This window comes from Nonomuraea sp. 3N208 (assembly GCF_052245935.1).
Taxonomy (GTDB): Bacteria; Actinomycetota; Actinomycetes; order Streptosporangiales; family Streptosporangiaceae; genus Nonomuraea.
Genome location: NZ_JBQQBR010000050.1, coordinates 48,093 through 67,381, shown reverse-complemented (window position 1 = coordinate 67,381; position 19,289 = coordinate 48,093). Strand labels below are relative to the sequence as shown.

Annotated in this window: 17 protein-coding genes; 8 read left to right on the top strand and 9 right to left on the bottom strand. The window is 70.9% G+C overall.

Features of this window, described 5'->3' with window-relative positions:
- Nucleotides 1-3 precede the first annotated feature (3 nt).
- Both ACTWPT_RS49445 and ACTWPT_RS49440 read right to left on the bottom strand, forming a co-directional pair.
- Nucleotides 4-1,746 (bottom strand): ABC transporter ATP-binding protein, encoded by a 1,743-nt coding sequence (locus tag ACTWPT_RS49445; RefSeq protein ID WP_443184512.1) that lies wholly within the window; start codon nucleotides 1,744-1,746, stop codon nucleotides 4-6.
- The gene (locus tag ACTWPT_RS49440) at nucleotides 1,743-3,479 is read right to left on the bottom strand and encodes an ABC transporter ATP-binding protein (RefSeq protein WP_443184511.1); all 1,737 of its coding nucleotides are present in this window, start codon (nucleotides 3,477-3,479) and stop codon (nucleotides 1,743-1,745) included. Before ACTWPT_RS49440 ends, ACTWPT_RS49445 begins: the two co-directional genes overlap by 4 nt.
- Nucleotides 3,480-3,701: 222 nt before the next feature.
- Between ACTWPT_RS49440 and ACTWPT_RS49435 the strand changes: the two genes are divergently transcribed.
- From ACTWPT_RS49435 to ACTWPT_RS49415, 5 genes are all read left to right on the top strand, one after another.
- Nucleotides 3,702-4,703, top strand: coding sequence for a glycoside hydrolase family 97 N-terminal domain-containing protein (locus ACTWPT_RS49435; RefSeq protein WP_443184510.1), 1,002 nt, complete (start codon nucleotides 3,702-3,704; stop codon nucleotides 4,701-4,703).
- Nucleotides 4,704-4,940: 237 nt separating this feature from the next.
- Nucleotides 4,941-5,621: a glycoside hydrolase family 97 catalytic domain-containing protein gene (locus ACTWPT_RS49430; RefSeq protein WP_443184509.1), complete on the top strand. Its 681-nt coding sequence runs from the start codon at nucleotides 4,941-4,943 to the stop codon at nucleotides 5,619-5,621.
- 50 nt (nucleotides 5,622-5,671) lie between these two features.
- Entirely contained in the window at nucleotides 5,672-8,095 is a 2,424-nt protein-coding gene (locus tag ACTWPT_RS49425) for a glycoside hydrolase family 95 protein (protein WP_443184508.1), read from the top strand.
- Nucleotides 8,096-8,193: 98 nt separating this feature from the next.
- Nucleotides 8,194-9,045 (top strand): zinc metalloprotease HtpX, encoded by an 852-nt coding sequence (gene htpX, locus ACTWPT_RS49420; protein WP_443184507.1) that lies wholly within the window; start codon nucleotides 8,194-8,196, stop codon nucleotides 9,043-9,045.
- Between the two features lie 30 nt (nucleotides 9,046-9,075).
- A complete protein-coding gene (locus ACTWPT_RS49415; RefSeq protein ID WP_443184506.1) occupies nucleotides 9,076-10,401 on the top strand; it encodes an acyltransferase family protein in 1,326 nt (441 codons plus the stop codon).
- A 15-nt stretch (nucleotides 10,402-10,416) separates the two neighbouring features.
- Here the strand turns inward: ACTWPT_RS49415 and ACTWPT_RS49410 are convergent, their stop codons facing one another.
- Nucleotides 10,417-11,283: an aldo/keto reductase gene (locus ACTWPT_RS49410; protein ID WP_443184505.1), complete on the bottom strand. Its 867-nt coding sequence runs from the start codon at nucleotides 11,281-11,283 to the stop codon at nucleotides 10,417-10,419.
- Nucleotides 11,284-11,448: 165 nt separating this feature from the next.
- Between ACTWPT_RS49410 and ACTWPT_RS49405 the strand changes: the two genes are divergently transcribed.
- Nucleotides 11,449-12,588, top strand: a complete 1,140-nt coding sequence (locus ACTWPT_RS49405) for a serine hydrolase domain-containing protein (protein WP_443184504.1) — start codon at nucleotides 11,449-11,451, stop codon at nucleotides 12,586-12,588.
- 21 nt (nucleotides 12,589-12,609) lie between these two features.
- Here ACTWPT_RS49405 and ACTWPT_RS49400 read toward each other — a convergent pair whose 3' ends face one another.
- Nucleotides 12,610-13,590, bottom strand: coding sequence for a C40 family peptidase (locus ACTWPT_RS49400; RefSeq protein ID WP_443184503.1), 981 nt, complete (start codon nucleotides 13,588-13,590; stop codon nucleotides 12,610-12,612).
- Between the two features lie 164 nt (nucleotides 13,591-13,754).
- Here ACTWPT_RS49400 and ACTWPT_RS49395 point away from each other — a divergent pair, with 164 nt between their 5' ends.
- Both ACTWPT_RS49395 and ACTWPT_RS49390 read left to right on the top strand, forming a co-directional pair.
- Complete coding sequence (locus tag ACTWPT_RS49395) at nucleotides 13,755-14,306, top strand: RNA polymerase sigma factor (RefSeq protein ID WP_443184502.1); 552 nt, start codon at nucleotides 13,755-13,757, stop codon at nucleotides 14,304-14,306.
- A complete protein-coding gene (locus ACTWPT_RS49390) occupies nucleotides 14,293-15,183 on the top strand; it encodes a hypothetical protein (protein ID WP_443184501.1) in 891 nt (296 codons plus the stop codon). Before ACTWPT_RS49395 ends, ACTWPT_RS49390 begins: the two co-directional genes overlap by 14 nt.
- On the opposite strand, the gene ACTWPT_RS49385 is transcribed toward ACTWPT_RS49390, so the two are convergent.
- From ACTWPT_RS49385 to ACTWPT_RS49365, 5 genes are all read right to left on the bottom strand, one after another.
- Nucleotides 15,137-15,649, bottom strand: a complete 513-nt coding sequence (locus tag ACTWPT_RS49385; protein WP_443184500.1) for a CPBP family intramembrane glutamic endopeptidase — start codon at nucleotides 15,647-15,649, stop codon at nucleotides 15,137-15,139. The genes ACTWPT_RS49390 and ACTWPT_RS49385 overlap by 47 nt on opposite strands.
- Nucleotides 15,650-15,696: 47 nt before the next feature.
- Nucleotides 15,697-15,864: a hypothetical protein gene (locus ACTWPT_RS49380; protein ID WP_443184499.1), complete on the bottom strand. Its 168-nt coding sequence runs from the start codon at nucleotides 15,862-15,864 to the stop codon at nucleotides 15,697-15,699.
- 91 nt (nucleotides 15,865-15,955) lie between these two features.
- Nucleotides 15,956-16,585, bottom strand: a complete 630-nt coding sequence (locus tag ACTWPT_RS49375) for a Rid family hydrolase (RefSeq protein ID WP_443184498.1) — start codon at nucleotides 16,583-16,585, stop codon at nucleotides 15,956-15,958.
- 14 nt (nucleotides 16,586-16,599) lie between these two features.
- Nucleotides 16,600-18,186: a flavin monoamine oxidase family protein gene (locus tag ACTWPT_RS49370; RefSeq protein WP_443184497.1), complete on the bottom strand. Its 1,587-nt coding sequence runs from the start codon at nucleotides 18,184-18,186 to the stop codon at nucleotides 16,600-16,602.
- Between the two features lie 131 nt (nucleotides 18,187-18,317).
- The gene (locus ACTWPT_RS49365; RefSeq protein WP_443184496.1) at nucleotides 18,318-19,265 is read right to left on the bottom strand and encodes an alpha/beta hydrolase; all 948 of its coding nucleotides are present in this window, start codon (nucleotides 19,263-19,265) and stop codon (nucleotides 18,318-18,320) included.
- Nucleotides 19,266-19,289: the final 24 nt, after the last annotated feature.

Genomic DNA, 19,289 nt, shown 5'->3' with positions numbered 1-19,289 from the left:
CTTTCAGCGCAGTTGCCAGCCGCGGGCGCGGACTCGCTCGTTCCAGAAGCGCGCGTACGTGCCGCCCGCCGCGAGCAGGGTGTCGTGGTCGCCCCGCTCGGTGATCCGGCCGCGGTCGAGGACGAGGATGCGGTCGGCGGCGACGACCGTGGACAGGCGGTGGGCGACGACGATGACGGTGCGCTCGCGCGCGAGCTCGTGGATGGCGTCGGCCACGGCGGCCTCGTTCGCCGGGTCCAGGGCGGCGGTGGCCTCGTCGAACAGCACGACGGGGGCGTCCTTGAGCAGGGCGCGGGCGATCGAGACCCGCTGCTTCTCCCCGCCTGACAGGGTGGATCCGGCCTCGCCGACGCGGGTGTGCCAGCCGTCGGGGAGGCGTTCGACGACCTCGTCGAGCCGGGCGACGCGGGCCACCCGGTCGAGGTCCTCGTCGCTCGCGTCCGGGGCGGCCATGCGCAGGTTGTCGGCGATCGTGCCCTCGAACAGATAGACGTCCTGGAACACCTGCGCCGTCAGCCGCGAGACCCCGGCGCTGCCGAGCTCGCGGACGTCGTGGCCGCCGATGCGGACCGAGCCCTCATCGACGTCGAAGAACCGGCTGATGAGCTTCAGCAGGGTGCTCTTGCCCGAGCCGGACGGGCCGACGACGGCGGTGAAGCTGCCGGCCGGGATCTCCGCGTCGATCCCGTCGATGACGGCAGGGCCGCCGTCGTAGCCGAAGCGCACCCCGCGCAGCTCGATGCCGGCGCCGGCCGGTTCGGCGGGCCGGTCCGGCTCGGGCAGCGGCGGCACCGCGAGCAGCTTCCGTACGCGGCCGATGGCGTCGGCGTTGATCTGCACGGTCCCGGCCAGCTCGCCGAGCTGCGAGAGCGGATCGAGCATGCGCAGCGTGACGACCAGCACGCCGACCATGACGGCGAGGGCGATCGTGCCGTCCAGCGTCAGGGCTACCGTGAGCGCGATGACGGCCGTGACGACCAGTTGCAGGGTGCCGAAGAACGCGATCATGCCCCACGCGCCGCGCATCGTGAGCCGCGACTGGGATCCCTCCTGGCGGACCAGCGACTCTTCGAGGGTGCCGAGCTCCGGCCGGTCCAGCACGCCGTAGGCACGCAGCGTCGGCTGCTGGCGGGCGTACTCGACGATGCGGGACGCGGTCGCGCCGATGTCGTGCTCGTAGTCGTCGTCGTTGCGGCGCACGATCACCATGAGCAGCCGCAGCGACAGCGCGCACAGCGCCGTCCCGGCGGCGAAGGCGACCCCGATCCTCCAGTCGAGCAGGAAGCTGCCGACGATCATGGTGGCCGGCGTGGTCAGCCCGACCATGACGTGCCGCAGCAGGTGCGCGGGGATGTTGGCGACGTCCATGGTGCCCTTGCCGAGCATCCGCCCGATCGGCCCGGTGCGGTCGCCGCCGAACCAGCCGATCGGCAGCGTGGCCAGGTGGTTCCCGATCCGCTCGTGGAAGCTTGTGAGCACGTCCGTGCCGACCACGTACCCGAGCGATGTGCTCCAGGCCAGCAGCACGTGATGCGCGGCGACCGCGGCGGCGATCGCCCCCAGCCAGAGCCAGAGCGCGCCCCAGTCGACGGGCGGGCTCGTGAGGGTCGCGACCAGCGGGACGACCAGGAGGAACCCGGCCCCCTGCAGCACCCCCTGGCCGGCCTGGGCCGCGAGCATGATGCGCAGATGGCGGCGGCCGCGCTCGTCGAGCAGTTCGAACAGGTAACGGATCATGGTGATCATGAGCTGGCCTCCACCGTGTGCTCGCGGGCACGCTGATCGTGCTCCCACAGCCGCGCGTAGAGCCCGTCGCGGGCCAGGAGCTCTTCGTGCCGTCCCTGCTCGACCACGTGGCCGCCGTCGAGCACGACGATCCGGTCCACACCCCTGACGGTGCTCAGCCGGTGCGCGATGACCAGGACGGTACGGTCCCGCGCGATCTCGCTGAGCGCGTCCTGGACGCGTGCCTCGTTCTCCGGGTCGGCGCTCGCGGTGGCCTCATCGAGGACGAGCACGGGCCGGTCGGCGAGGATGGCCCGGGCGATGCACACCCGCTGCCGCTCGCCTCCCGACAACTCCGCGTCCTCGCCGGCCACGGAGTCGAGCCCGCGCGGGAGCTCGTCGAGCCGGTCCAGGATCTGGGCCTTCTCTGCCGCCGCGCGGACGGCCGTGTCGTCGGCGTCCGGGCGCGCGAGGCGGATGTTGTCCCTGATGCTCATGCTCAGCAGCGCGGAGTCCTGGAACACGAAGGCCACGTGGCGATACAGCTCGGCGGGATCGATGCGACGCAGGTCGACACCGTGCAGCTCCACCGAGCCGTGCTGCGGGTCGTCGAAGCGGGGCAGCAGCTTCGCCAGGGTGGACTTGCCGGACCCGGACGGGCCGACGAGCGCGGTGACCGTGCCGCGCTCCAGCTCGAGGTCGACGCCGTCCAGCGCGACCGTGTCGCCGTAGGCGTACCGGACCGCGCGTATCCGGACCACCGGGCCTGGAGCGTCCGCGTCGGGGACGACCGGATCCGCCGGAACGGGAAGCTCGGGCGTGGAGAGCACCTCGCGGATGCCGCGGGCCACGCTCAGCGCCGTGACCAGCGGATGGATCGACATCACGACCGTCATGAAGCCCGCCGTGGTGACGGTCCCGAACACGAGGAACGCGATGAAGCTCGGCAACGGCAACTGCCCCGCGGCGGTGAGCACGCCGCCGGCGCCCGCCACGACGACCAGCACGCTCGGCGGCGACAAGAGGATCTCCGCGATGACGGAGGCGACGCTCGTCGACTTCGCCCAGTCCAGGAAGAAGGTCGCGAAGCTCCGCGACACCTCCTGGAAGCGGCGGCTCGCCACGCCCGGGGTGCCGAACGCCTTGACGACCCCGATGCCGTTGACGAACTCCACCGCGGCGCCGCTCAGCCGGGTCAGCCACGTCATGAACTCCGGGTATTTGGTCCCCGCGCCTGCCATCGCCCGCTGGTACACGACCAGTCCGACCAACAGCGGGAGCAGGCTGATCAGCGCCATCCGCCAGTCCACGGCGACCAGGTACACGACCGCCACCACCGGCGGGACCGCAGCGGCCGTGATCTCCACGACGGAATGGGCGATGAGCTGGTGGAGCGCCGCGACGTCGTCCTCGACCGTCTTCTTCACGGTGCCGGAGTTACGGTCGGTGAACCAGCCCAGGGGAAGCCTGCGCAACTTGCCGAGGAGGTCCCTGCGGATTCGGAACGACACCCGGATGTCCGCCAGATGCGTCAGCACTCCTGCGCCGAACGTTCCGAGCTGCTTGACGGCCAGGGCGACGAGCGCGACCACGATGATCGGCCCCACATCCGTGTCCCCGTGTAACAGCCTCCGGCTGATCTCCACCACGGCGATCAACGGCGCCATCCCGGCGAGCGCGCTGACGCCGGTCAGGATGCCGCACCCGATGAGGGTGGCACGGGCGGGAGCCAACACCGAACTGGACGAGGACATGCGGCACCCTTCGCCGTGGAGTGATCAAGTTAGGTTAGGCTAACCATATTTCCTTGGTCCGGTCCAGGCCGCCTAGCCGCCGTCATCGTAATGAAAATGATTGTCGTTTGCTAGTCTGCGGCTCCTCTCAGGTGAAAAGATCGGATCTCCTTATGGCCATAACGAAATAGAAGGTTTACGATCCGGAAACAGGTCCGATGTATCCGGCAAGCAGGAGCCCTCATGCCGACCGCCACGCCGTTACGTCTGTGCGCCGCACTTCTCCTGTCCCTCTGCCTCCTCCCCGCCTCTCCCGCCCGGGCCGCCGAACAGAGTTGGAGGATCTCCGGTTTCCCTGGCGGCCCGGCGGCAGAGCTCGCGCTCGACCCGGAGGCGGGCGCACTCACTCTGACCGCGGAGCGCGGCGGCGTCCGGGTCCTGGAGCCCAGCCCGGTCGGCCTCGTCACCGAGCGGGCCGATCTGTCCCAGGGGCTGCGTTTCCTGCACCGCCGCGACCGCGTGGTGGCCGAGCACTACACCACCACGGTCGGCAAGCGGCTCAAGCGGTCGGCGCTCATGCGCGAGGCGACGTTCGCCTTCGCCAACGCCGCCGGCGCCCGGCTCGACCTGATCGTCAGGGCCGCCAGGGACGGCGTCGCCTACCGGTACCGGTGGCCGGACGACCACGGGCCCGTCCTGCGCGAGACGTCCGCGTTCACCCTCCGCCAGGACGCCGCCGCCTGGCTGGCCCGGCACCGCCGCGACTACGAGAACCCGTTCGTCCAGTACACGGCGCTGTCGGCGCCCGCGGCCGACTTCATGGTGCCCGCCCTGTTCGAGACCGGCGGCGGCCACCTCCTGATCACCGAGTCCGCCCTGGACGGAGGCTACTCCGGGCCGCGGCTGACCCACGAGGAAGACACCGGCACGTACCGGCTGGGACTGTGGGACCAGCAGGTCCAGGCCCCGGGGGAGACCCCGTGGCGGGTGCTGGTCATCGGGGACCTGGCCACGGTGACCGAGTCGACACTGGTGGACGACCTCGCCCCTGACTCGCGGGTGCGCGATGCCTCCTGGATCCGGCCCGGCCAGGTGCTCTGGACCTGGCTCGCGGGCGGCAGGGAGGCCGGGCAGAGCCTGGAGATCCAGAAGGGGTACGTCGACTACGCCTCGCGGCGCGGCTGGCCGTATGTGGCGGTGGACGCGGGCTGGTACTTCCTCCCCTACCAGTGGAACGGCATATAGAGCGTCGATGGGTGATGCTATGGTTACGTCCAGTGATGAACGGGGTCGAAGGCACCGGGCGACCGGGAAACGGCTCCCGACCCGCTATCGGCCATCACCCCATCACGGGCGCGGCATGCCGCCCGGGGCGCAGTCAACCGCCCGCACGCTACGGTCGTCCGGCAGCCAGCCGGACGTCGCGAGAGCAAGCCCTCTCCCCCCAGGCGAGGTGCAGTTGACGGACGCCGAGTCGCAGGAGTGCCAGCGCTGGTACGACGAGATCCTCCAGCGCTGGCCGCGAACCGCCTGCTGGTCAACTTCCACGGCTCGACCGTCCCCAAGGGCATCCACCGCACCTGGCCGCACGTGATGACCATGGAAGGCGTGCACGGCGGCGAGAAACGCACGCTCACCACCGCGCACGTGACCACCCTGCCCTTCACCAGGAACGTGATCGGCTCCATGGACTACACGCCGATGGCCTTCCACCGGCCGAGCCGGCCCACGTCCGACGCGCACGAGCTGGGGCTGGCGGTGACGTACGAGTCCGGTCTGCAGAACCTGGCCGGCACCGTCGAGTCCTACCAGGCCAGGCCCGAGGCCGAACGGTTCCTCGAGCAGGTGCCCACCGCCTGGGACGAGACGCGGCTGCTGTCCGGCCGTCCGGCCGACCATGTGGTGCTGGCCCGGCGCAGCGGCGATCGGTGGTTCGTGGGCGCGGGCGTGTCGGGCGCGGCTCGGACGCTCGACGTGCCGCTGAGCATGCTGCACGGCCGGTGGCTGGTCGAGGTCGTCCGCGACGGCCCCAGTGGCCTGGTGCGGGAGAGCCACGTGATCGACGGGCCGCGCGACCGGCTGAGCGTGGCGGTGCCCGCCGAGGGCGGGTACGCGGCGATCGCCTGCCGCTGGCACGCCCGGATCACGACCTGTGACCGATAGACCTCCGACCTAATCCTCCGCACACATCCGACGTATAGGTGCACACCCTCATGAAGAAACGGTTACTGGCAGGGCCGATCGCGCTGGCTCTCGGCGCGGCGCTCACCGTGGTCCCGGCCACGCAGGCGCAGGCCGGGCACGCGGCGCAGCCGTACACGCTGTGGTACGACGAACCGGCCCCCGACTCGAACGAAGGCTGGGAGACGCGCTCGCTGCCGATCGGGAACGGCGCGATGGGCGCCACCGTGTTCGGCGGCGTGCAGGCCGAGCGGCTGCAGTTCAACGACAAGACCCTGTGGACCGGCGGCCCGGGCGTCTCCGACTACAACTACGGCAACTGGGACGCCCCTCGGCCCGGCGCGCTGGAAGCCATCAGGGAGCGGATCTGGAAGGAAGGCGGCATCTCGCCCAACGATGTGCTGGCCGCGCTGGGACATAAGTCCGACACGCCGCGCCATCGCAGGTTCGGCGCCTACCAGAGCTTCGGCGACGTGCGCCTCGCCTTCCCCGGGCTGCCGGCGCAGGTGGCGGACTACCGCAGGGAGCTGGACATCTCGCGCGGCGTGGCGGGCGTGTCGTTCACAGCCGGCGGCGTGCGCCACACCCGTGAGTACTTCGCCTCAGCGCCCGCCGGAGTCGTTGTGGCCAGGGTCGCGGCCGACCGCCCCGGGGGCGTGACGTTCACCGCCAGGATCGCCGTGCCCGCCAACCGCTCGGCGACCGCCGCGGCCACCGAGGGCCGGATCACCGTCAAGGGTGCGCTGAGCAGCAACGCGATGGCGTACGAGGCCCAGCTCCAGGTCCTCAACCAGGGCGGGACCAGGACCGACAACTCCGACGGGACCGTCACCGTGACCGGCGCGGACTCCGTGGTCCTCATCCTCGGCACGGGCACCGACTACGCCCCCGACTACCCCACGTACAAGGGCGAGGACCCGCACGCCAAGCTCACGGCGCGGGTCGACGCCGCCGCGGCCGGCGGCTACGCCAAGCTGCTGTCCGCGCACCGGGCCGACCACGCCGCCCTGTTCGACCGGGTACGGCTGGACCTGGGCGGAAGCCTGCCCGCCGTGCCGACCGACGACCTGCTCGCCCGGTACGGCACGGCCCCGGCCGCCGACCGGGCGCTGGAGCAGCTCTTCTACCAGTACGGCCGCTACCTGCTCATCGCCTCCTCCCGGCCGGGGTCGTTGCCGGCGAACCTCCAGGGCGTCTGGAACGTCCTCGAGGCCCCGCCGTGGCAGTCCGACTACCACCTCAACATCAACCTGCAGATGAACTACTGGCCGGCCGAGATGACCAACCTGGCCGAGCTGGCCGAACCCCTGCACGCCTACGTGGACGGGCTGCGCGAACCCGGCCGGGTCACCGCAAAGCAGATGTTCGGGGCGGACGGTTGGGTCGCCCACCACGCCTCGAACATCTTCGGCCACACCGGCGCCTGGGACCATCCCGCCTACTTCTTCCCCGAGTCGGGCGCTTGGTTGTCGCTGCAGCTCTACGACCACTACCGGTTCACGCTGGACAAGCAGTTCCTGAAGCGGACCGCGTACCCGGTCATGAAGGAGACCGCGGAGTTCTGGCACGACTTCCTGCAGACCGACCCCAGGGACGGCAGGCTCGTCGCCATCCCGAGCCGATCTCCCGAGATCGGGCCCACCACGGCGGGGGCGGGGGCCGCGATGTCGCAGCAGATCCTCTGGCACCTGTTCACGGACCTGCGGGAGGCCGCGGAGCTGGTCGGCGACCGGAAGCAGGCGGCCGCCGCCGGTGACGTGCTGGCCAAGCTCGACCCGGGCCTGCGAGTCGGCCGGTGGGGGCAGCTGCAGGAGTGGAAGGAGGACATCGACGACCCGGCGGAGACCCACCGGCACGTCTCCCACCTGTTCTCGGTGCACCCGGGACGGCAGGTCTCGCCGCGCACGACGCCGGAGCTCGCCGAGGCGGCCAAGGTCTCACTCAACGCCCGCACCGACGCGGGCACCGGCTGGAGCAAAGCCTGGAAGATCAACTTCTGGGCGCGGCTGCTCGACGGCGACCGCGCGCACAAGCTGCTGAGCGACCAGCTGCAGACCAGCACACTGGCCAACCTGTGGGACACGCACCCGCCGTTCCAGATCGACGGCAACTTCGGCGCCACCTCCGGCATGACGGAGATGTTGCTGCAGAGCCACCTCGGGGTGATCGACCTGCTGCCGGCACTGCCTGCCGCGTGGGCGGACGGCCGCGTGAGCGGGCTGCGTGCCCGCGGCGCCCACACCGTGGGCCTGGCGTGGACGTCGGGGCGGTTGTCCGAGGCACGGCTGACGGCCGGCGATGGCGGCACGGTCAAGCTGCGCAGTGACGCGTTCCGCGGCGGGGTCCGGGTCACGACGGACCGCGGGCGGCCGGTCGCGTACACCGCCGACGGTGACACCGTGACCTTCCGCACCCGCCCAGGCGGCGACTATCGGATCGTCCCGGCCGGGCGGTAGACGGCATGGGCCCGAGCCGTCACACGCGGTCTCGGGCCTGCGCCCGGCATCCGCGAGCCCCGAAGGGGTAGGGGGTGAGCAGGGGAAAGGAGGCTGTCATGCACCACAACGGCCTGCGTACCGCTGTCCTGCTCGGTGCTCTGTCCGCCTTGATCATTCTGGTGGGGTGGTGGCTCGGCGGCGGGCGCGGGGTTCAGATCGCCGTCCTGGTCGCCCTCGTGAGCAACGCCGTCGCCTACTTCTTCTCGGACAAGATCGCGCTGTCCTCGATGCGCGCGCAGCAGCTCGGCCCGTCCGACTGGCCCGATCTGCATAGGGTGGTCCGCGAGCTGTCGGAGCGGGCGGGCGAGCCGATGCCCCGGCTGTACATGTCGCCGATCCTGCAGCCCAACGCGTTCGCCACGGGCCGCAATCCGCAGCACGCGGCGGTCTGCGTGACCTATGGCATCACCCAGCTGCTGAACGAGCGTGAGCTGCGCGCGGTCATCGGGCATGAGCTGTCCCACGTGTACAACCGCGACATCCTCATCTCGTCCGTGGCGGGCGCGCTGGCCACGATGATCACCTACCTGGCGTACATGGTGGGGTTCTTCGGCGGCGGCGGCCGCAACAACGGGCCGGGGGTGTTCGGGGCGTTGGTGCTGATGATCCTGGGGCCGATGGCCGCCGCGATGATCCAGTTGGCCATCTCGCGGGCACGGGAGTACCAGGCGGACGAATCGGGCGCCCGGTTGACGCAGGACCCGCTGGGGCTGGCCGCCGCACTGCGGAAGATCGACGCCGGTACGCGGCAGGTGCCGCTCCCTCAGAACGCGCGGCTGGAGTCGACCTCCCACCTCATGATCGCCAACCCGTTCCGCGGCGGTGGCCTCGGGCGGCTGTTCTCCACGCACCCGCCCATCGCCGATCGGGTCCGGCGGCTGGAGTCCATGGCCGGGATCCAGGGCTGACCGGCTGACGCCGCAGGCGAGGCGTGGTCGATGCGGGTGCTTCAGGAAATGCGGCGGCTGGCGGAGGGGACCCCGCCGGAGCGTGAGCGGCTTGTCGATCTGCTCCGCGCGATAGCCATCACGGCCGTCGTCGCCGGGCACTGGCTGGCGGTGCACGTGCAGGCGGCCCCCGGTGGGGACGTCCGGGCCGGCAGCGTGCTGGAGATCGTGCCATGGACACGTCCCCTGACCTGGCTGTTCCAGGTCATGCCCGTCTTCTTCCTGGTCGGCGGGTACGCCAACGCCGTCTCGCTGACCGCCCACCGCGACCGCGGTGGCGACGCGGCCGGCTGGGTGCTGCGCCGTACCGACCGGCTCGTACGGCCCACCACCGTCGTGCTCGCCGTGCTGACAGGCTCGGCCCTGGCGGCGCGGGCACTGGGGGCCGATCCCGGACTCGTCGGCACCGCGGTGTGGGCGGCCGGAATCCCGCTGTGGTTCCTGGTCGCCTACCTGGCCGTGGTCGTCCTCACCCCGCTGACACACGCCCTCCACCGCCGGTACGGCCTGGCCGGGCCCATCGTGCTGACGGTTCTGGTCGGCGTCGGGGACGCCGCCCGGCTGGGGCTGGAGACGCCCGTCGCGGCTGAGGGAAACTTCCTCCTGGCCTGGCTGGCCATTCATCAGCTGGGCTTCGCCTGGCAGGACGGGCGGCTGCCCGCACGGCCGGGCGTCGGAGTGCCGATGGCGTTCGCCGGGCTGGTCGTGCTGGTGCTGCTGACCGTGGCAGGGCCCTACCCGATCAGCATGGTGGGGCTGGCGGGGGAGGAGATCCAGAACACCTCGCCTCCCACGCTCGCGTTGCTGGCGCTGGCGGCGACGCAGACCGGGCTCGCCCTGTCGCTCCGTGCTCCGGCCGCCCGGTGGTTGCGGCGGCCGCGGCCATGGACGGTGGTCGTGGCGGTCAACTCGGTCATCATGACGCTGTTCCTGTGGCACATGACGGCTGCCGTGCTCGGCGCGCTGGCGTTGCACCGGACGGGCGTGCTGGTGTTCCCGCCCGGGTCGCCCGCGTGGCTGCTGATGCGACTGCCCTGGCTGGCCGTGCTGACGCTGATCCTCGGCGTGCTGGTGCTGGTGTTCGGGCCCGTCGAGCGGCGCGCCGGCCCCCGCCCCGCACCGGGAGCCGCGGCCGGCGCGGTGGCGGGCGTGCTTGCGGTCCTCGGCCTGGGCGGGGTTCTGGCGGGCCTCCTCGGGGTCGCGCTGACGGGCCCGGACGCGCACGGTTGGCCCGCCACGACCTTGATCGCCTACTTCACCGGCGCCGGGATCTTGCGCTTCGCCCGGTGGCGATCGGCCGGCCACGGCAACGCGTAAAATATGGGCTTTTGCTCAGCCGAGGACAGAGAGTTCTTCCTTGGTGAGCTCGAGTGTGGCGGCGTGGGCGGAGTCGAGGATCGTCTCCGGGCGGCTGGCGCCGGGGATCGGGATGATCACCGGGCTGCGGGCCAGCTCCCAGGCGAGGCAGACCTGCTGGGGAGACACGCCGCGTTCCTCGGCGATCTCGTTGAAGGCGGCGTTGTGCCGGCCCAGCTCCCCGGTACGGCTGATGCCCCCCAGCGGCGACCACGGCAGGAAGGCCAGGCCGAGCTCGGCGCAGACGTCGATCTCGGGTTCGCTGGAGCGGAACCGCGGCGAGTACTCGTTCTGGACGCTCACCAGGCGGTCGCCGAGGATCTCGTGGGCGAGCCTGATCTGCTCCGGGTTGGCGTTCGAGATGCCCGCCATCTGGATCTTGCCGGCGTCGTGCAGGTCCTTCAGCGCGCCCATCGTCTCCTCGTACGGCACCCGCGGGTCGGGCCGATGGTGCTGGTAGAGGCCGATGCTGTCGACGCCGAGCGCCTTCAGCGAACGGTCGCAGGCCTCCTTGAGGTACGACGGGCGGCCGTCAATGTCCCAGCCGTCCGGCACGCGGGTGTGCCCGCCCTTGGTCGCGACCAGCACGGTGCCGGCATCGCCGCCCCACAGGGACAGGGCCCGCGCGACCAGGCGCTCGTTGTGGCCGACGTCGGTGTGCGACGGTGTGTAGGCATCAGCAGTGTCGATCAAGGTCACGCCGGCGTCCAGGGCCGCGAGAATGGTACGGATCGACTGGGCCTCGTCCGGCATGTGCCCGGCCACCGACATGGGCATGGCCCCGAGCCCGATGACGCCGACGTTGTGGCTTCCGATGGCACGAGTTCTCATGGCTTTGCGCATGAGGTCCACCCTGTCTGCTGGAGCGCACTCCAGGTCAAGCCGGTCATCTGGAACCTCGGGATCGCCGCCGTTCTCCGTCGCCCACCCGAAGATGCCATTGTCGAGAATACCCCATGGGGGTATAGTCGTCGGAAAAGGTGACCACCACTCCGGGAGGTGTGCGAAGTGAGCGAAGCATTCGAGAGACCCGCGAGGCCGGCTCCCCGGCACGCGCACGTCGAAGGGTTCGTCGCGGACGGGTATGACGCGGTGCGCCAGGTCTTCGAGAAGCTGGTGGACGACGGCCGGGAGACGGGGGCGGGTCTGTCCGTCTGGCGGGACGGCCGCGAAGTCGTCCGGTTGAGCGGGGGATGGGCCGACGCCGCGCGGACCCGCCCGTGGCAGGCCGACACGCTCGTCATGCCGTACTCGCTGTCGAAAGCGTTCGTGACGCTCGCCGCCCTGGTCGCGGTGCGTGACGGCGCGCTGGACCTGGACGAGCCGATCGCCCGGCACTGGCCCGCATACGGGGTGCGGGGCAAGGAACAGACCACGTTGCGCCAGGTGCTCACGCACCGGGCCGGCCAGCCGCGTTTCCCCGCCGAGGCCGCGGACCTGGACCTGCTGGACGACGCCGGGCTGCGGGAAACCCTGGCGCGGGCGGCGCCGGAGTACGTTCCAGGAACGTCGCTCGGCGAGCACGCGCTGACTTACGGCCATCTGGTCGACGGCATCCTGCGCGCGAGCGCCGGCACGACGCTGGGGGAGATGTTCAACGACGTGGTACGACCCGCGCTGAGCCTGGACGCCTGGTTCGCGGTGCCGGATCACGCGCTGGACCGCGTCGCCGACCTGGAGTACGCCGACCCGGAGTGGCCGCGCCTCCTGCACGCGGCGCCGTGGCTGCAGATCCCCGCCGGGGCCTTGGGCACCGACCGGACCAACTCCAGGGCCTGGCGGCAGGCGGTGTTCGGCGCGGTCAACCTGCACACGACCGCGACCGCCATGGCGGCGTTCTTCTCCCATCTGACCGGCGAGGACGGTCCCCTGCGCGCGTTGCTCGGTCCACGGTTGCACGCCGAACTGCTCGCCCCGCAGGTCACGGACTTCGACGAGGTCTTCGGCACCAGGATCACCTGGACACTGGGTTTCGTCCGCGACCATGGCAAGATCGCCAAGGGCGGGATCGGCGGCTCGGCCGCCTGGTGGTCGCGCAAGCACCACCATGGTTGCGCCTACCTGACACGACGACTGGACGATCACTCCCGGGCCGCGGAGATCGCCGCCGCGCTGGGCGACGACCTGACCGTGGTCGGTGAGGACTGAGCGCCGTTCACCCGGCGGGCGTCAGGGGCGCACGGCGCCGAGCAGGCGGGTACGCCAGTAGTCGTCGAGGTCGACGACCTTGACGACGTCCCCGGTCTGGGGCGCGTGGACCATCTTCCCGTTGCCGGCGTACATGCCCATGTGCCCGAGCCCTCTGCTGAAGAGCAGATCCCCGGGCTCCACGTTGTCCAGCGGGACACGACGGTCGGCGCCCCAGCTCCATTGGTCATAAGTCGTGCGCGGCAGGGACACACCCGCGTTGCGCCAGGCGGCCTGGACGAGGCCGGAGCAGTCGAAGGAGCCCGGCCCGGTGCCGCCGTACCGGTACGGCTTGCCCACCTGGGCGAAGGCGAACTCGAGCGCCGAGCGGGCGTTGCCGGAGGCCGGGCCGGTGTACTGGATGCCGGGGCTGTCGGGGTTGCCGGTCCTGAAGAGGCCCAGCCGGCGCATGAGCTTGGTCTGCGCCGTGACCATCTTGTCGACCTTGGACTTCTTCGCGCGGACCTTGTCGCGGGCGGCCTCGGCCGCGGCCAGGACGGTCTTGGCCTCGGCGTGCCGGTTGCGCAATTCCTTGATGGCCGCCTCGTAGGCGTCCGCCTTCGCCGCCCGCGCTCGCGCCATCTCCTCGAGCGAGGCCATCGTGCCCAGGATCGCCTCGGGGTTGCTCGGGGCGGTCAACGGCGCCCAGCTCCCGAACGGGCCGAACTTGTAGTCGTTCACGGCAAGGGTGACGAGGTCCCGGCGCAGGGCGTCGGCTCGGGCGTCCTTGCCGGCGAGCTCGGTCTTGAGCACGTCGTACTTCTTCTTGGCCGTCTTGTAGGTCTCGGTGGCCCGGTTGTACTTCTCGACCAGCTGGTCGGCCTGCTCGTTCAGCTTCACCAGCTTGGCCCTCGCCTGGGCGGGCGAGGGATCGGCCAGGGCGGTCCCAGGGGCCGCGGCCAGCACGACCGAGGCCAGCGCTAATGCGGCTGCTGTTCGCCCACGCCATGTCGCCGCGGCCACGACCATGCCTCCTCGTCCCAGTGGACTGTGGTGCCGATCCATGGGGAGATACGCGGGCCGCCCCCAGGATGTTCAGCGGGCGTGAACTCTGGGTGCCGTACCGGGCTAGTAGTAGGTGTAACCCGGTCACGGTGAGAAGGACATGTATGCCCCTACCTGATGTGATGCGTTCGGAGAGTGACGACGCGACGTTAATCGCGCGCTCCTTCGACGATCCCCAATACTTCGGTGAGCTGTTCAGGAGACACGCCCCGCCCCTGCACCGCTACGCCGCCCGCCGGCTCGGCGGCGATCTCGCCGACGACATCGTGGCGGAGACGTTCCACGTGGCGTTCAGCAAGCGGGAGAGCTACGACCAGGCCCGGAGCGACGCCTTGCCGTGGTTGTGGCGCATCGCGACGAACCTGATGCGCCGCCACCACCGGTCGGAGTCGCGGATGTACCGCGCGCTGGCACGCACCGGTGTGGACCCCGTGCTGGAAGGCCACGCCGACCTGGTCGCCGAACAGGTCACCGCCGCCGCGGGAACCTCGGACCTGGCGGCCGCGCTGGCCGGGCTGCGTCAAGGAGATCGTGACGTCCTGCTGCTGATCGCCTGGGGTGACCTCAACTACCAGCAGGTGGCTGACGTCCTGGACATTCCTGTGGGCACCGTGCGGTCGCGGCTGAACCGCGCCCGCGCCAAAGTTCGGAAGGCGCTCGATGAACGAGACTGAACTGCTGGAGAAGATGAGATCGCAGATCGCCCTGCGGGATCCCGATGAGCTCGCCCTGGCCATCGGCTGGCGGCCGGGCGAGCCGGCGAAGACGCGGCGACCTCATCGGTGGCGTCGGCTGGTCGCCGGCGTGGTGGTGACGGCCGGGCTCGCAGCGGCCGCCGTGGTCGGCCCGAGCGTCGTGGCCGGGATCGGGGGAAGCGCCACGTCCTATGCCAGCTCGGCCATCGACATCAGGCAGGAGAACGGGCAGTGGGTGGCCAGGATCAAGGATCCGCTGGCCGAGCACGCCGAATACGCCAAGGCCTTCCGCGCCGTCGGGCTGGACGTCGACCTGCAGCTCGTGCCCGTCTCGCCCAGCTTCGTCGGTGATCTGGTCCGGGCACGGCCCGGACCGAAGCCCGCGGGGACCTTCGAGGGCGGCCTCGAACCCAGCGGTTGCAAGATCGGCGAGGCGGGATGTCATCTGGCATTCCGGGTTCCTGTCGGTTTCGAGGGCGACGTACGTGCCCAGCTCGGTCGGCCGGCGGAGCCCGGCGAGGTCTACCTGGCGGCGGCCACGGCTACGATGCCGGGGGAGGTGCTCGAGGGCGTGCGGCTGGAGGATCGCACCGTCGGCGAGGTGCTCGACGAGGTACGCAAGCGTGACCTGCAGGTCGTCTATGAGCTGGTGAAGTCGGACCCCGGCGGCACCACGATCTTCTCCTTCAACGACGGCAGGAAGGGAGTCTTCCGCGTCACGTACGTACCCATCGCCGCCGACGCCGTGCGCTCGGACTGGCTGGTATGGCGGGCGGTGCCGCACAGCGAAGGGGTGGTCAAGCTGGTGGTCACGCCGCAACCGTTGGAACCGGACGCTCCGCTGCCGGGCTCCTGAAGTCCTTGACCCGCCACAGGCGCGCCGTGGCGAGCACGACGAGCACCGTGGCCGCGGAGGTGAGCAGGCCGCCCTCGCCCAGCAGCCATGCCGATGCCGTGCCGGGGCCGGTCATCGGCTGGGCGACGAAGTAGATGGAGGCGTTCAGCGTGGCGTGGAAGAGCAGGACCGGCCAGATGCTGCCGGTCCGCAGCCGCAGCCACACCAGCGGGAACGCCAGCGCCACGGCCTCGACGGTGAAGATCGCCATGGCGTAGGCGGCGGGCACGCCGGGCTCGACCGCGCCGGGCACGAACAGCATCAGCGGATAGTGAAACGCGGCCCAGGCAAGCCCGACGATCAGCGCGGTGGCGTCGGGGCCGCGGGTCTCGGCCAGGCGCACGGTCAGCAGGGAGCTCCAGCCGAGCTGCTCGCCGAGCGCCAGCACCAGGAAGGGCACGACGCCGGGGACCAGGCCGATCAGCACGTCCAGCGGGACCCGGCGGAAGCCCCAGTCGAGGCGGCGGGTGGCGATCAGAGCGGCCAGGGCAGGGAGGAACGCCTGACCGAAGAGGGCGATTTGGGCGGGGACGGGGCCTGGTCAAGGTGGGCGATGTTCGCACCCTGGGCAACGGCCAGGGCAACAGTGGGCAGGACCAGCGCGGGGAGCGCCACGGCGAAGGTGGTGAGCTGTCGGTTCATGCCGAGCACTCCACCAGGCCGGCGGTCCTGAGCGCATGAGGCGCGGGTCCCGGTCCTGCCAGGACAGGACCGGGGTCCCGGGACGGCTGGGTCAGCGGTTGTAGGCGGCGACGACCTCCACCTCGACGAGCCACCCCGCCACGGGGAGGTTCGCGATCTCGATCGTCACGCGGGCCGGGCGGGCGGCGTTGGCCTCCATCGGCGGGGCGGGCGGCGCCGTGCCCAGCGGGACGGGGACGGGGTTGCCGGTGGCCAGGTCCACGTTGGCGAAGAACTGGCGGTAGGCGCGGTTCCAGCCGGCGAAGTCCGCCTCCGCCGCGCCCGGCGGCTTCTCCAGATAGGCACGCATCGAGACCACGTCGCCGAGGCCCAGGCCGGCCGCGGTGAGGTTGGCCTTGATGCGCTTGAGCACGTTGAGTGCCTGCGCCTCGGTGATCGTGACGCCGGGGGGCAGCACACCGCCCGGGAAGTCGACGTAGCGCTCAGGGGAGTCGGCCGGGGCCGCGGGGTTGGCCGCCGCCGCGCCCAGCCCGCTGGCGGTGTACGTGGCGACGAGCTTCCCGAGCGCCACGCCGTCGGCGATCGCCGGGTTGGTGTTGCCCGCGGGGAGGAAGGGCCTGACCTCGGTGGGCTTGGGCGACCACCAGGTGGTGGCGGCGGCCGTGCCCGTGCCCAGGACGAGGACGGCGGCCGCGGCGAGGGCCGCGGTGCGGATCTTCATATGGAGAGGTCCTCTCAGGAGGTGCTCAGGACGCGCTGGTGCAGCTCGGTGACGACCTTGCGGGCCGACTCCAGAGCACCCGACTGCCAGGCGATCATGTAGCTCAGCCAGTCGCCCGCGAAGTACACGTGACCGGCGGGCTTGTTGAGCAGCTGGTACGCGCCCTGCCTGGACGGCCAGCCCACCCACGCGCCCTCGATGTACGGCTGGAGCTTCCAGGCGATGGACACCGACGACGCCAGCTCGTCGCGGTACTTCGCGCCGTGGATCTTCATCCCCTGCTCGACCGCCCGCCGCTCCCTGTCGGCAGGCGAGAGCGCCGCGTACGCGTCGGCCTGCGCGCCGAAGTTGTAGTAGCCGACGACCAGGCCGCGGGACGAGCCGTACCCGGAGGACGGGTACCAGATCGTGGCGAGGTCGAGGTCGGTGCTGGTGATGCCGCCGTAGATGTCCTCGTCGACCTCCCACCAGCGGCGGCGGTACTCCAGCCCGATCTTGCCCGAGCTCGCCACGGTGGGTGTCGCGAGCGCCGCCTGGACCTCCGCGCCGAGGTTGTGCGCCGTCTTGGCGAGAACGTGCGGGGGCATCGCCGCGACGCACATGTCCGCCTTGATCTTCTGGGTGCGTCCGTGCCGGTCCTTGTACTCCACCTCCACGCCGTCCGGCAGATCGGTGATCTTGGTTACGGCGGAGCTCAGCTTGATCCGCTGGCGCCCGATCTTGTCGGCGAAGGCCCGCGGGATCTGGTCCATGCCGCCGACCGGCTGGAACATGAGCATCGCCTGGTCGTAGCCGAACTCGAACGCGAACCGCTGCCCGATGCCGCTCGCCAGCACCTCCGACAGCGACGGCACCGGCCCGAGCACCGTGCCCGGCTGCTCGCCCGCGCCCGGGCCGACGCTGTAGCCGCGGCGCGAGCTCCCGGTGTACTTGAAGCCGCTCGCCTTGTTGCCCACCGCTCCGAAGCTCGACAGGAACGCGATCAGCCGTTCCTTGTCCTCCGCGGTCAGCGCGGCGTCCAGTGCCCCCGCGTCGGTCGCCCGTGACAGCAGCTCCGAGACGTACCCGTGGACGTCGGCCTTGGCGGTGCGCCAGCGGACGGGGGCCGGCATGCCCTGGTGATAGATGTACGCCTGCGCGTTGGAGTTCGTGAAGACCTCCAGGTCCACGCCCAGCTCACGGCAGTAGTCCATGGTGACCATCCACTGCGCCAGCCGCGCCGGTCCGGCGTTGAGGTAAACGCCGTCCCGGAACCGCGCGACCTGCGTGGAGCCGTTCAGTTCGGTCAATCGGTCGCCGCCGCGGATGGTCCAGTTCCGCCCGCCGACCCGGTCGAGGGCCTCCAGGATCGTGCAGTCGTAGCCCGCCTTGCCTAATTCGTACGCCGTGGCCAGCCCGGCCACTCCCGCGCCGAGGATCACCACCTTCTTCGCGGACCGTCCGGTGAGCGAGAAGTCGGATGACTGCGGTGGGTCGAAGGCGCCCTTCGCGGACGCCTCTGCGGTCGGCGCGAGCCCGAGCGCCCCCATGGTCGCGAAGAGCGCGCCTGCCCCGCCGGACAACCCCACTGCGGACAGGAACTCGCGTCTGCTGTTCCCCAACACGCACCTCCATGATTGGTCGGAGGTGAGTCTGCGTGTGTTTTGTTGCCGATGATCAGGTCGTGTGTTCTAAATAGGTTTCGGCACGGTCATCGGGGTCGGCGGGGAAAGGTGAGGTCTTTGCGGTTCCCCTACAGGGCGGTGATGACGCGCACCCGGTCGGCGACCACGCGCCTGCTGATGGTCGCGTTCGGGTTGAGCCAGTCGTGGGCGTGCGGAGCCCCGGGGTGGACGTGCAGTTCGCAGGAGATGCCCGCGGCCAGCAGTCGGCTGGCGTACGCGATGCTCTCGTCGCGGAAGATGTCCAGGTCGCCGACCTCGATGTAGGCCGGCGCCAGTCCGGTGAAGTCCCGCAAGCGGGCCGGCGCCGCCACCGGGGACACAGAAGGCGTGCCGAGGGCGTCGCCCAGCAGTGCCTTCCAGCCGGTGTAGTTGTTGTCGTAGGTCCACACCGCCATGGGGGCAAGCACTGCGTCGGGCTTGGTGTTGCGGTCGTCCAGCATCGGGTAGATCAGGATCTGCATGGCCAGCCGCACCCCGTTGTCGCGGGCGAGGATGGCCGCGCCCGCGCCGACGCCGCCCCCGCCGCTGTCGCCCATCAACGCGATGCGCGCCTGGTCGACTCCCAGCTCCTCCGCGTGCTCGAAGATCCATCTGACACCGGCGAAGGAGTCCTCGGCCGGGGTGGTGCCGGGGAACTCCGGCGCCAGCCGGTAGCCGACCGCGAGGAACGGCACACCGGCGAGCTGCACGTAGTGGCGCACCAGCCGGTCGTAGTTGTCCAGCGTTCCGCAGATCATGCCGCCGCCGTGGATGTAGACGACGGCGGCGCCGGTACGCGAGCCGGTCCGGGTGTACCAGCGCATCGGGACGTCGGCGCCGTCGCCGGCCGTGGCGGTGTACGGCGTCATCGTGACGTCGGGGGCGTCCGGCAGGGCGTCGAACGACATCTTCAGCGTATCGTCGATCATCGCCCGCAGGGCGAGGGCGTCGCCCCGTTCGGGCAGGGTGATCCCGGTCATCGCCTCGGCCTGCGCCATCAGGACGGCTGCGATCTCCGGGTCGAGCGTCATCGTCATGGGGGGTTCCTCCTGTGCGGAGCG

Coding starts and splice junctions, on each gene's coding strand:
- ACTWPT_RS49445 (WP_443184512.1), bottom strand. CDS start 1,746: ATGATCACCATGATCCGTTACCTGTTCGAACTGCTCGACGAGCGCGGC.
- ACTWPT_RS49425 (WP_443184508.1), top strand. CDS start 5,672: ATGAAGAAACGGTTACTGGCAGGGCCGATCGCGCTGGCTCTCGGCGCG.
- htpX (WP_443184507.1), top strand. CDS start 8,194: ATGCACCACAACGGCCTGCGTACCGCTGTCCTGCTCGGTGCTCTGTCC.
- ACTWPT_RS49380 (WP_443184499.1), bottom strand. CDS start 15,864: ATGAACCGACAGCTCACCACCTTCGCCGTGGCGCTCCCCGCGCTGGTC.
- ACTWPT_RS49410 (WP_443184505.1), bottom strand. CDS start 11,283: ATGCGCAAAGCCATGAGAACTCGTGCCATCGGAAGCCACAACGTCGGC.
- ACTWPT_RS49365 (WP_443184496.1), bottom strand. CDS start 19,265: ATGACGATGACGCTCGACCCGGAGATCGCAGCCGTCCTGATGGCGCAG.
- ACTWPT_RS49435 (WP_443184510.1), top strand. CDS start 3,702: ATGCCGACCGCCACGCCGTTACGTCTGTGCGCCGCACTTCTCCTGTCC.
- ACTWPT_RS49440 (WP_443184511.1), bottom strand. CDS start 3,479: ATGTCCTCGTCCAGTTCGGTGTTGGCTCCCGCCCGTGCCACCCTCATC.
- ACTWPT_RS49375 (WP_443184498.1), bottom strand. CDS start 16,585: ATGAAGATCCGCACCGCGGCCCTCGCCGCGGCCGCCGTCCTCGTCCTG.
- ACTWPT_RS49390 (WP_443184501.1), top strand. CDS start 14,293: ATGAACGAGACTGAACTGCTGGAGAAGATGAGATCGCAGATCGCCCTG.
- ACTWPT_RS49415 (WP_443184506.1), top strand. CDS start 9,076: ATGCGGGTGCTTCAGGAAATGCGGCGGCTGGCGGAGGGGACCCCGCCG.
- ACTWPT_RS49395 (WP_443184502.1), top strand. CDS start 13,755: ATGCGTTCGGAGAGTGACGACGCGACGTTAATCGCGCGCTCCTTCGAC.